Origin of the sequence: uncultured Sunxiuqinia sp. (genome assembly GCF_963974515.1) — a bacterium.
Lineage (GTDB): Bacteria > Bacteroidota > Bacteroidia > Bacteroidales > Prolixibacteraceae > Sunxiuqinia.
In genome coordinates this window covers 40244-52927 of sequence record NZ_CAXBDD010000004.1, presented here as the reverse complement: position 1 = coordinate 52927, position 12684 = coordinate 40244, and the positions used below count along the sequence as shown (strand labels likewise).

The 12684-nt window shown below is 43.5% G+C and carries 9 protein-coding genes; 3 read left to right on the top strand and 6 right to left on the bottom strand.

What is annotated here, in order from left to right:
• Window positions 1-328 precede the first annotated feature (328 nt).
• Together AAC033_RS02195 and AAC033_RS02190 are read left to right on the top strand one after the other, a co-directional pair.
• Window positions 329-718, top strand: a complete 390-nt coding sequence (locus AAC033_RS02195; protein WP_339734900.1) for a nuclear transport factor 2 family protein — start codon at window positions 329-331, stop codon at window positions 716-718.
• A 16-nt stretch (window positions 719-734) separates the two neighbouring features.
• On the top strand, window positions 735-1742 hold the full coding sequence (locus AAC033_RS02190) for an NAD(P)-dependent alcohol dehydrogenase (RefSeq protein WP_339734898.1): 1008 nt from the start codon (window positions 735-737) through the stop codon (window positions 1740-1742).
• Between the two features lie 107 nt (window positions 1743-1849).
• On the opposite strand, the gene AAC033_RS02185 is transcribed toward AAC033_RS02190, so the two are convergent.
• The 5 genes from AAC033_RS02185 to AAC033_RS02165 all read right to left on the bottom strand — a co-directional run bounded on the left by AAC033_RS02185 (window position 1850) and on the right by AAC033_RS02165 (window position 8794).
• Window positions 1850-3874 carry a transketolase gene (locus AAC033_RS02185; protein ID WP_339734896.1) on the bottom strand — a complete coding sequence of 675 codons (2025 nt, stop codon included), beginning with the start codon at window positions 3872-3874 and terminating at the stop codon, window positions 1850-1852.
• A gap of 164 nt (window positions 3875-4038) precedes the next feature.
• Window positions 4039-5208 carry a phosphoglycerate dehydrogenase gene (locus AAC033_RS02180; protein WP_339734894.1) on the bottom strand — a complete coding sequence of 390 codons (1170 nt, stop codon included), beginning with the start codon at window positions 5206-5208 and terminating at the stop codon, window positions 4039-4041.
• 181 nt (window positions 5209-5389) lie between these two features.
• Window positions 5390-5971: a DUF2179 domain-containing protein gene (locus tag AAC033_RS02175; protein ID WP_339734892.1), complete on the bottom strand. Its 582-nt coding sequence runs from the start codon at window positions 5969-5971 to the stop codon at window positions 5390-5392.
• Between the two features lie 80 nt (window positions 5972-6051).
• Window positions 6052-7626, bottom strand: a complete 1575-nt coding sequence (locus tag AAC033_RS02170) for a peptide chain release factor 3 (protein ID WP_339734890.1) — start codon at window positions 7624-7626, stop codon at window positions 6052-6054.
• 64 nt (window positions 7627-7690) lie between these two features.
• A complete protein-coding gene (locus tag AAC033_RS02165) occupies window positions 7691-8794 on the bottom strand; it encodes a gamma-glutamyl-gamma-aminobutyrate hydrolase family protein (RefSeq protein ID WP_339734888.1) in 1104 nt (367 codons plus the stop codon).
• Between the two features lie 125 nt (window positions 8795-8919).
• On the opposite strand from AAC033_RS02165, the gene AAC033_RS02160 reads away from it, so the two are divergent.
• The gene (locus tag AAC033_RS02160) at window positions 8920-10335 is read left to right on the top strand and encodes a glycoside hydrolase family 16 protein (RefSeq protein WP_339734886.1); all 1416 of its coding nucleotides are present in this window, start codon (window positions 8920-8922) and stop codon (window positions 10333-10335) included.
• 17 nt (window positions 10336-10352) lie between these two features.
• On the opposite strand, the gene AAC033_RS02155 is transcribed toward AAC033_RS02160, so the two are convergent.
• Window positions 10353-12641 (bottom strand): patatin-like phospholipase family protein, encoded by a 2289-nt coding sequence (locus AAC033_RS02155; protein ID WP_339734885.1) that lies wholly within the window; start codon window positions 12639-12641, stop codon window positions 10353-10355.
• Window positions 12642-12684 lie beyond the last annotated feature (43 nt).

The following is a 12684-nucleotide window of genomic DNA, read 5'->3' as shown; positions in this document are numbered from 1 at the left end:
CTCAAAATAAATCAGTTTATTATTTTGAATTAATTTGGATAAGGCGTAACTTGAATGTTCGTTTTGAAATCTCGTGGGGTTGATTAATAACCCGTTCTCTCTCGAACTAGCTATCGCCTAAAATCAGATCCCTCTGCCAAAAATCGCTTTTCTTTATTGGTTGAATGATGCGTTCTTTCAATGTAAATGCTTCAAATTGATCCGGAAGATGCAAGAAATAGACCCAGCCAGTCCTTGTTGATTCGAGTTAAATTGACAACCGATAAATGGTTACATCAAGTAGTCAGAACGAATCAGATTTAGTATGAATAATTTTAAAAATTGCATTATGAGTAATTTAGAGATTTTAAAAAAAGGCTACCAGGATTTTGAAACTGGTAACATCGAAGGGGTTCTTTCTTCTTGGCATAAAGACATTGTTTGGGAAGAATGTGCTGGATTTCCTTATGTGAGTGATGATGGAAAGTACGTTGGCTCACAGACTGTGTTGAATGAAGTTTTGGTGCCCATACCAGAGCATTACGATAATTTCAAGATTCAAATCTCTGACTTTGTTGACGGTGGTGACAAGATTGTGATGGTTGGCCATTACACGGGAACGTGGAAAGCTACAGGAAAAAAATTCAAGGCCAATGCCACACACACGTGGACTTTTAAAGATGGCAAAGCCATCCATTTTTTCCAAGCAGTTGATTCGGCAACCATCATTAATCCGTAAATCACCAATTCCTGTTATGAGAAAAGTAAATGCATTTGCAGCGAGTGAACCCGGAGGAACGCTCGTGCCTTTTTCTTACAACTTACCTGATATCGGCACGGACCAGGTGGATATACAAGTTCATTACTGCGGGATTTGTCATTCTGATTTAAGTATGCTCAACAACGATTGGGGAATGACCCAGTACCCTTTTGTTCCGGGGCACGAGGTGATTGGTGAAGTGGTCAGCGTTGGGCGTGAGGTGAAAAATCTGCAGGAAGGGGATATTGTCGGACTGGGCTGGAATTCGGGCTCGTGTATGCATTGTGATCAGTGCATGAGTGGCAGCCATCATTTGTGCCATAGCGTCCAAGGGACCATTGTCGGCCGTCACGGCGGATTTGCGGACTACGTGAGGTGCCATTGGTCGTGGGCCATTGCCATTCCTGAGGGGGTGGATCTTCAAAAAGCCGGACCACTGTTGTGCGGTGGAATAACGGTTTTCAATCCAATTGTACTCTGGAATATAAAACCGACAGATAAAGTGGGGGTAATCGGAATCGGAGGACTGGGGCACATGGCTTTGAAGTTCCTTAATAAGTGGGGCTGTGAAGTTGTGGCTTTTAGTTCCCATCCTGATAAAGAGGCACAAATTAAGGCCATGGGAGCAACAAGCGTGATTAACTCACGCGATCCGAAGGAGTTGGAAAGTATTGCCGGAACCCTCGATTTTATCCTAAATACGACCAATGTAACGCTTGACTGGAATTCCTATTTAACCTGCTTGGCGCCAAAAGGGAAATTTCATACGGTAGGAGCCGTATTGGAGCCCATGGCCATACCTGCTTTTTCGTTGATCATGGGGGAGAAGTCGGTTGGCGGAAGTCCGCTGGGAAGTCCTGCGCTGACTCGAACCATGCTTGATTTCTGTAAGCGTCATACCATTTATCCAGTGGTGGAAGAATTTCCTATGGAACAGGTGAACGAAGCAATTGAACATTTGGAGAAAGGAAAAGCCCGCTACCGTGTTGTTTTGAAACGATAGGAATCGAATGACAATCGAAAAAGTGATTGTCGTCAATTCATTGCTAAAACATTAAGAGACAAAAAAGGCCGGTCAACCCGGCCTTTTCTGACGTATTTATGAAGTGGTTAAGCCAAAAGCTTTTTCACTTGCTTGTAAACGTTTTGCCCGGTGAAACCCAGTTTTTCATCCAGCACAGTGTAGGGGGCCGAAAATCCAAACGATTCCATTCCGAATACTGTTCCATCTGCACCAACCAAACCTTCGAGGGTAACTGGTAAGCCCGCAGTTAATCCGAATTTTTTCACTCCGGCGGGTAAAACCTTAGCCTGGTATTCGGCGCTTTGTGAGCGGAATAATCCTTCAGAAGGAACTGAAACAATCCGACATTTGATGTTGTCTTTCGCCAGTAATTCAGCTCCGGCGACCAAGGTGGCTACTTCCGAGCCACTGGCTAGTAAAATTACATCGGGTGTTCCTGCGGTGTCGGTGACAACGTAAGCTCCTTTTTCTGATTTCAGGGCTTCAGCATACCGGTCTTCTCCGGGAAGGTTTGGAATGTTTTGGCGCGACAAGATCAAAGCTGTTGGGGTCTTGATATTTTCCAGGGCCAGTTTCCATGCTACGGTTGTTTCTTCCGAATCAGCCGGGCGCAAGACGAGCGTTGAATTTTCGCCTTTGTGGTTTTTTAGTTTTTCCAGCAGGCGGATTTGTGCTTCCTGCTCAACGGGTTGGTGAGTTGGGCCATCTTCGCCAACACGGAATGCATCATGGGTCCACACAAATTTCACCGGCAACTCCATTAAGGCAGCCAAACGAACGGCAGGCTTTTGGTAGTCGCTAAATACAAAGAAGGTACCACAAACCGGGATCACACCGCCATGCAAAGCCATACCATTCATGATGGCCGCCATGGTCAGCTCGCAAACACCAGCTTGAAGGAAAGCGCCTGAGAAATCACCTTTTGTAAAGGCAGTTGTCTTCTTCAGGAATCCGTCGGTTTTATCCGAGTTGGAAAGGTCAGCTGAGGCAACAATCATATTTTCAAGCTCGTCAGCGAATGCTGCTAATACGGTTGATGATGCTGCACGCGATGCCACGCCTGCTTTTTGCTGGATTTTGCTGAAATCAAAATCCGGCATTTCTTTTGAAAAGAACTGATTCAATTTCTTGGCCAGTTCAGGATTGGCTTTTTCCCATTCAGCTTGTGCCGCTTTTTTTACTGCAGCAGCTGCTTCCAGTTCTTTGTTCCTTTTGGTGAAGAAATCTTCGACTTCAGGAAAGATTTGGAAAGGATTTTCCGGATCACCACCCAAGTTGGCAATAGTTTTAGCCAGATTGCCACCAGCTTCACCCAGCGGCATTCCGTGGGTTGAAACTTTGCGTTCGAAACTCTCACCGGCATCGTTCAAGGCGCCTTTACCCATAATGGTTTTACCAATAATCAGGGTAGGTTTTTCTGTTTCCAGATTGGCAGCTTTTAGCGCTTCGCGAATAGCATCCTGGTTGTTGCCTTCAATGGTGATGACTTGCCATCCCCATGCCTCATATTTTTTCGCCGTATCTTCGGTCGATACTTTATCAGTTTCGGTTGAAAGTTGGATGTCGTTCGAATCGTAAAACATCACCAAATTGTTCAATCCAAGAAACCCGGCAATCCGGCCCGCACCTTGTGAAATTTCTTCCTGTACACCGCCATCTGAAATGAAGGTGTAGGTTTTGTGAGCCATCCATTCGCCAAAACGGGCAACCATGAAACGTTCTACAATGGCAGCACCAACAGCCATGGTGTGTCCTTGTCCCAGTGGACCTGAGGTATTTTCTACGCCCCGTTCAACATCCAGTTCCGGATGTCCCGGTGTGACGCTTTCCCATTGGCGGAAGTTTTTCAAGTCTTCCATGTTGAATTTTCCGGTTAGCGATAAAATCGAATACAACATGGGCGACATGTGCCCCGGATCCAAAAAGAAGCGGTCGCGGTTGGGCCAGCTCATGTCCGTTGGATCGTAATTCAAAAATTCAGAATAAAGTACACTTACAAAATCGGCTCCGCCCATGGCACCACCAGGATGGCCGGATTTTGCTTTTTCAACCATTGCGGCAGAAAGAATGCGGACATTATCCGCAGCTTTTTCAATCAACTTGTTACTCATGATTTAGTTTTTTGCCAGAATTTAATTATCAAGTTTTATTGTGTTTTTTCAAACGTTTGCAAAAATAAAATTATTTGCCAAGGAGCAAGAATAAAAACAAAAATACCGGACGAAGAAAGCATAAAGCTTAACATCGACCGGTATCTGTGTTGTAAGGCAAGAGTTTATTGTAAGATTCGTACCATAATGACTCCGTTTATCGCCGCAATTTTGTCGGCAAGTGACGGGTCTGCTTCTTTGCGGTCAACATCAATAATGTTGTAAGCTATTTCAGCCTTGTTGCGGTTGAGCATGTTGGCAATGTTGTAGCCTTCGCTTGCCAGTAAGCTCGAAATCTGGCTCACCATGTTGGGAACGTTTTTGTTGGCTACAATAATTCGTGCTCCACCGGTATTTTCCATTTCGGCGGCCGGGAAATTCACTGAGTTGATGATGTTTCCGTTCTCCAGGAATTCCTTCATTTGGTCAACGGCCATGATGGCACAATTGGTTTCTGATTCGGCTGTTGATGCACCGAGGTGAGGAATTGAAATGACTTTGTCCATTTTTAGAGTTTCTTCGTCGGGGAAGTCGGTGATGTACCGCGCTACTTTACCCGATTCGATTGCCGCTGCCAAATCGGTATTATTTACCAGTCCTCCCCGGGCAAAATTCAGCAGGCGCACGCCATTTTTCATCAACTTGAATTTGTCTTTGTTGATAAATCCTTTGGTTTCTTCGGTTAGCGGAATTTGCAAAGTCACATAATCAGCATGAGCCAGCAGGGCCTCCATTCCTTCGGCGTGTTTTACATTTCGGCTCAGTTTCCAGGCGTGTTTTACTGAAATGAAGGGGTCGTATCCCAGCACATTCATTCCAAGGGCTTGCGCAGCATTTGCGACCAATACGCCAATTGCTCCCAGTCCAATCACAGCCAGTGTTTTACCCCGGATCTCCTGCCCGGCAAAGTTATTTTTACCAGCTTCAATTAATGCGGGAACCTGATCCCCTTTTCCTATCAAGGTTTTTGCCCATTCGATTCCTCCTGCTACATCGCGCGATGCAAGCAGTAATCCGGCAATGGTGAGTTCCTTCACCGCATGGGCATTGGCTCCCGGTGTGTTAAAAACAACAACACCTTGGTTGGTACACTTGTCAATCGGAATATTATTAACACCAGCTCCTGCACGAGCAATCGCTTTCAGGTTCGAAGGTAATTCCATGTCGTGCATTTTCATGCTACGAACAATAATTCCGTCGGGGTTTGAAAACTCACTGGCGATTTCGTATTGATCCAAGGAGAAGTTTTTTAAGCCTTCGGGATCAATCTTATTTAAGGTCTGAATCTTAAACATATGTATCTAATTTTTGGTAAATTGATTTTTGCCTTTAATGAGAAGATAAAAAGTCTGACAAAGATCAGAATTTTATTTAAGAATTGATATTTTTCGGTTTCCTTTTTTTATGAATTCGAACTAGTGAGCCAGTATTTGTGCGAAATACCTTGAATTTTATAAGGCGTGGAATATAAACTGATTATTTGCCTTTTCTCCAGCGCAGGTTCGGTCTGAAATAATTGGATGTTGGCCGGCTGATGGATTTCACATCTTCAATGGAGTAAAAAGCGTTCGGATTATAGGTTCGCATGATTTCCAGTACTTTGTTGACTTCGTTCCGTTTGATAATGGTATAAATGACCGCCACTTTTTCGTTGGCTCCCTGCGCTTCGTGGTGGGTAATACCATAGCCGCCGGCTTTGAGCTTGGCAATTAAGTTTTGGGCGCTTTTGCGAGTGATAATCTGAAGTTGAACAATGCCAACCGCCAGCTTTTCTTCAATGATCAGCCCAATGTAGTTACCGGTTGCAAATCCTGCTCCATAGGCAACGTAAGCCACCCAATTGTCAATATTCTGGATGATTTTGCTCATGGTAACCAGCCAGATAATCACTTCGAAAAAGCCAAGCAACGGAGCAATGAGTTTCTGCCCTTTTGAAACCATGACAATCCGCATGGTGCCGATGGTCACATCGCTGATTCGAGCGAAAAAAATTAGAAGCGGCAGAATGAGATAGGAAAATAAATTGCCTTCAAAAAAGTCAGTGCTTAGTATTTCCATAGTTCAGTGTACCAGGTTTTTTCTAAAATTAGAAAAATATCCGTTCAAGCCAAATAACTGTTGCCGGCCAAATGAAACGACTAGAATTCACTGGTAAAGTGAAATTTAATGTCTTTAAACTCATCCTGAGCCATTTGCAGAATAAAGCTGGAATCGGCCATGAAAACGTCACGGCCGCGTTTGTCGACTGCCATTTTCTGGTGTTTCCGTTTTTTAAATTCACTGAGCGTTTTGGGATTGTCGCATTCAATCCAACAGGCCTTATGCATCGGCAGATTCTCAAAACGGCACTTGGCTCCGTATTCGTGCAATAAACGGTATTCAATAACCTCAAACTGAAGTTGGCCAACAGTTCCAATAATTTTGCGACCATTAAATTGGTTGGTGAAAAGCTGGGCAACTCCTTCGTCCATCAGCTGGTCAACGCCTTTGGCCAATTGCTTTGATTTCATGGGGTCGGCATTTTCAATGTACCGGAACAATTCGGGAGAAAAACTTGGCAAGCCTTTGAAGTGAATTTCTTCACCGCCTGTAATGGAATCCCCAATGACCAGGTTGCCAGAATCAGGCACACCGATAATATCTCCTGGATAGGCTTCCTCAATAATTTCTCTTTGAGCGGCCATAAAAGCTGTCGGGCTTGAAATCCGAAGCGGTTTCCCGCTGCGAATGTGCTTGTAGGGTTTGTTGCGCTCAAACTTTCCGGAACAGATTTTTACAAAAGCGATCCGACTGCGGTGATTGGGATCGATGTTGGCATGGATCTTAAAAATAAAACCAGTGAATTCACTTTCCTCGGGTTTTATTTCGCGCTCTTCGGTGATGCTTGGTCGGGGGGAAGGGGCAATCTCCACAAAAGCATCCAACAGTTCCTGCACGCCGAAATTATAGAGCGCACTGCCAAAAAATACGGGGGCCAAATTCCCCTTGAGGTACTCCTGGTGATCAAATTCAGGATAAACACCTTCGACCAATTCCAGTTCCTCGCGCAAAACTTCAGCATCTTCGCCAATGTACTTTTCTAGTTCCGGACTGTCGAGATCCTCAAAATCAATCCCTTCTTTTATCGCTTGCACATTGGCCTCAAAAAGGCGTAAACTCTTGTTGTAAATATTGTAAACACCCTTGAAATCGGGACCATTGTTGATTGGCCAACTCAGCGGGCGTGTTTTAATCTGCAATTGATTTTCAATTTCATCCAGCAATTCAAACGAATCCTGTGTTGGGCGGTCCATTTTGTTGATGAAGACAATTACCGGGGTCTTCCGCATTCGGCAAACATTCATCAGCTTTTCGGTTTGGGCTTCTACACCTTTGGCAGCGTCAATGACGATGATGACACTATCAACTGCAGTTAGTGTCCTGAAGGTGTCTTCCTGAAAATCTTGGTGGCCTGGCGTGTCCAGGATATTGATTTTGTAGTCACGGTATTCAAAGCCCATAACCGAGGTGGCGACTGAGATTCCCCGCTGGCGCTCTATTTCCATAAAGTCGGAGGTGGCACCCTTTTTTATTTTATTGCTTTTTACGGCACCGGCAACACGGATTGCACCACCAAAAAGCAGGAGTTTCTCCGTCAAAGTGGTTTTCCCGGCGTCGGGGTGGCTAACAATACCAAAAGTTCTTCTGCGTTTAATCTCTTCTAAAAAGCCCATACATTTTATTTGAGCTGCAAAAATAGGATTTTTTGGAGAATAAGAGAATAAACCGGGTTTGTGTTTATTGAATGGATTTGGAGATGTAACGCCACAATCGTTTGTGAAATTTTGCTCCTTCCTCACCAATTCGATCAAAGTAAGTTCGAGGCTGATCAGAAGGAGAGAAAATTAGGGCATCGCCCGGTTCAAAAAGGGCGGTAACTTCAGGATGAAATTGGACGCCAAAGACATTGGGGTATTTTTTGTGGCGGATGCCTTCAATGACTTTTTTATCCATTGACCAGGCTGTGATTTCCCAGCAGTCGTTCAGATTTTCAATGGCCTGATGGTGCGAGCTTAGTACAGGCGGCGAAACTGTTGAACGCCATTTGACATCGTTTTTGAAAAAGCCATTTTCGGCCAATTGTAAGGGATGAAAATTAGTGGTCATCAACTGGTCATTCTCAAAAATCTCTTGCCAATAGTTACGGTGGATTTTGTTATTATCGAGTTGAACAATTTCGGCAGGATCATCAATTTCATAAATCTCTGATGGAATGTCCTGAATCAAGGATCCACCAGTGGCGACATTCATGCTTTGCATGCCCAGACAAAAGCCTGCTATAAAATATTTCGGATTGCTTTCGAGCAGGGGAACAAATTCAGGATTTTGAGGTCCGCCCAGCAGATGAAACAGCAGCGAAAGTTCGAACAGGTGACGGTATGGATCAGTGACAACTGCATATTGATTCTCTTCACCATAGAGTTCGGGTTGGATGTCGGAGCCACCCATAAAGAAGATCCCCAAGGTTTGTTGAAACAGAATCTCGAAATTGGAAGAGAAATCGTTTTCGGTGAAAATATTGTCTGGTCTCAGCATCCCGGTTAAATGCTGCAAGTGAAAACGACTGAGCTCATTGTCGCGGATATACTCGATGGATTGATTGTAGTTATAGTTCTCAAAGCTGTAATAAATACCGACAATTTCGGTTTCACCAACAAATAAAATATTGTTATCGATCAAGTATTTCATGGTTTTGATGTTTTCAACAGTGGGGTGGGCCATGAGCAAGTAGGTTTTTCCGGGTTCTCCACCATTCTTGAAATAGTCTTGAGCTGCCGCCGGTAAATGAACAAATAGACTTAGGATGAGCAGAAATAATATAGCGAATTTATTCATTCTCATAAGATATAGATTGTAGGTTTGACGAGTTGAAATTAATATTTTTCTGACAGAAGCTGAAAAATGTTATCAACTAACTTTTTTATTGCTATTTTTAAATCGAATAAACCCGAAGAAAAACGCTTAACATGTCTCTAAAACTGTTTCTGCTAAATGCCTTTGGCGGTATTAAAGCCACTTCAAAAATTGAATCTGAAAAAGAATCTCTTTGGAACGATTACCAAGTATTTTCAAAAGTTCAACAGTCTGCCGAACTGAAAGAGTTCCTGGATTTGGAACCGCAGGTTACTTCCGAATCGTTCAAAAAGCGTAAGTCCGAACTAGCTGCTTTGAAGTTTAAAGGAAGTCCTGAAGAGCGACAGCTCAAGCAGTTTGAGAAGCTGAAGCGAGACAAAAGGTTGGAGCGATACTATCAAACGACCGGCTCGAAGGATTTGCAGCGTTATGAAAGTTTAAAGGAAGGAAGCGACCTGAATCGTTATTTTGAGTTGGAAAAATTGATTCAGGAGGGATTGAATAAATCAGATGAAAGGGCAAAAGAAACGCAAGCCGAATACAAACGGCTAAAAGCAAGTGAGCCCGTGCGATTTTTTCTTCAATACCCCAAATCGTCCGCCTACAAAAATTACCTGCGAATGCAGAACTCCGAAGAAAAGCGAAGTTTTGAAGATCTGAAGGATGCGGTTGAATCGGATGAATTTAAAGAAAAGAAGACTTATCTGGAAGATCCGAAGAAGTGGGAGAAAACCCCCGAGTTCGAGATGGAAAAGCGATACCTTGAACTGAAAAACCAACCGGAAATTAGTCTCTATCAAAAGTATAAAAACTCCTCTGCCCTGGATTTTTTTAAGAAATGGGAAATCGTGTTTGAAGATCGTTTCGAAGCTGGTGTGTTGGATCTTTCAAAATGGAAACCGCTGAATTACTGGGCGGCGAAGACTGTTGGGAAAAATTTTTCACCGGCAGGGGATTTGCAGGCATTTACTGAAGGAAAAAATATCCACCTAAAAGGAGCACGGCTTCAGATTCAGGTGAAGAAGGAAAAGCTGAACGCGCTGGTTTGGAATCCAGTTTTGGGATTTGTTGAAACCGAGATGGATTATTCGTCCGACAACTTGACCTCTGGGGGGCTATTTGAATCGCAATACGGAATTCTGGAAGCGAAAATCAAATACAATCCGGATAAAAATTTTCAAGACGTATTTTACCTGGCTGGTGAAGATAACTCGCTTCGGGTCAATTTGTTTGAAGGTGGTGTGAAGACCCAGTTTGGTCTAAGTAAAACTGAAAACACAAAGATTCATGAAGAGAGCTTCTCTTTGTCGGGTTTGTCTGTAGGCAAGCTTTATATTTTTAGCATGGAGTGGGATAAAGGGAAAATTAGCTGGAAAGTAAATGATAAAGAGCTTTTTACAACTCACGATAGGGTCCCGGATTATCCGATGTTTATTAATCTGGCCTCGCTGGTGATTAATGAAAGCAATGCACTGCCACATAATTTTGAAATTGATTGGGTTCGATTTTATCAAAAACGAAAGTCCTGATTGATTAACGTTCGATTTTAATAACCGCGTTTATTGAATAGTACATAGCCAAAGCTGAAAACAACATAGAACTTGGTGTTGGGTTTTTCAAAATAATTCACTGTCAGGCTCAAGGGGCCAAGTGCGGTGTGATAAACCAATCCACCGAGCCCCATCAGACTGATCTCCGAATAATTGTCCGGATGATAGATGGCTTGATAGTTTTCTCCCCTGATAATTTTCTGAACGGGTAAAAATGCATAGCCTTCCATTCGCAGGTGCATTTGACTGCTCAATTCAATGATCGATTTTAAACCCGAAGCCACATATTTGTTGGCACGGTAATTCTCCAGGAACATGGTTTGACTAAACGGCGTTGGTGAAAAGGTATTGGCTTCCAGCAAGGTTGCCGAATAATTGTTCAGCAACTTTTTGTTGCTGTAAACGCCCTCCAGCGTCAGACCTAAGGTCGAGCGGCGGGTAATGGGAAAGTGGTTGTCGTACTTTCCTTTTAATGTGAAAAAACCATGGGAGCCGGTAAAAGGCCTGTTAAGCGGAGAATTTGATCCGGGGTGATGTTTCTCATTCCCCAGCGTATGGGTGAAGCTAAGCTCTGAAGCAACCCCTTCTGTAGCATACTGCTTGTAATTTTGCGAATTCCGTTCAATGCTGATTCTGCTTGAAAACGCATCGAATCTGGTTTCTTCAGCATTGTCGTCCCGCTTGATCGATTCATTAAAGTAGTAGGAGTCGATGGAAGAAGAATAACTGGTTCCAAGAGTAATTTTTCCATGCGTTTTTACCGGGAACCCGAGCTCGAACCTGACATTACTTTCATCCTGAATGATGAAAGGAGAACTTACGTCCTCAAAGAAAAACTCATTGCTACTCGTAAAAAAGTCCCACCGGTTAAGGGTCAGATAACCCGAAAGGTAGAATGGGAGGTTGGTTGGAAAATCAATTCTTCCGCCAGCTTTGATCGAACTGTAAAACCGGCCAAAATAAAGATTGGTGCTAAGGGTATAAGCCCGGTTATCAAAAAACAGGTAGTCGAGGCTTAAAAAGCCTTGATTAATAGGCTTGGTTGAAACATTTCCACCAAATTTGATCTCGAGGGCTTTTTCTTTTCTTACCTTCAAATGAATGTCAAAATAACCCGTCTCCTTGTTGTAAAAAGAGACCGGACGTACTGAGCGCAGCTGTGGATCGGCCACCAATTTGAAATACTCCTTGCGTAGTTGATCCAAATCGATGATTTCATTTTTGTGCTTGACGCTTTGAATAATGTATTTTCGCTGCATTGGGTCGCTAACGCCTTCAACCTGAATGTTTTGAAATAGAAGTTCGGGTTTTCTTATATTAAACTCATGTCTCTTCTTATCCACTGCTTTCTGGCTTACTCTGCGGCTGATCAACATTTTGATGCTGTCCATTTGTGCCAATCCTGTTTCGTACCCGGCTTGCTCAAGCAATAGAACCTTGTTGAAATCCAGTAAGCTGACATTGGAGAAGGAGCTCTCCAGTAAAATTCCTCTGTCCTCCGGCACTTCATAGTTTGTTTTTTGCATGATCATGTTTTCCAGCTGCGCCATCACATCGTCTTCGTGTGCGCGTTCGGAATTGTTGGCTACTTTATGGCCAATAACAATGTCGGGATTAAACGCTTCAATAGTATTTTTCACCGGGAAATTATTCACGATACCACCATCAAAAACCAAGGCGCCATCAATCGAAATCGGTTTAAAATACAGAGGGAAGGTCATCGATGCGCGAATGGCTTCTCCCAAATCGCCGCTTCGAAGCTCCACCTCCTTATTTTCGTAAACATCGGTGGCAATGCATAGAAAGGGAACCATCAAATTATCAAAGTTGTTTCCACACACGGCATTGGTTGAAGAAAACATCTCCATAAAGGCAAAGTCTATTTGTTCTTCGGGAATGATGTTAGTTGGCAGCATTATTCGAAGGCGATCTTCTGTTCTTCGAAGGTCGAGATTCAGCCAGGCGGGGGTATGTTCCAGCTTTCTGAAATAGTAACGGTATTCTTCCTGTATTTTGCCTGTAGCCCAGAATCGGAATTGGTCGGAAAGGAAAAGCTCTTCCATTTCATCGGGCGTGTACCCGGCGGCGTATAATCCGCCAATAATTGCACCCATAGATGTGCCGGCAATGTAATCGATTGGAATATTATTATCTTCGAGCGCCCGGATTACACCAATGTGTGCCAAGCCTTTTGCTCCGCCACCGCTTAGAACGAGTCCGACCGATTGTGCGTTGGTAAAAGTTGCAAAACACGATATGAAGATGATCAGGAAAAAAGCTTTCATGGCAGTAATATTCGAATGATTTTTGGCCTCTTAAATTACTAAA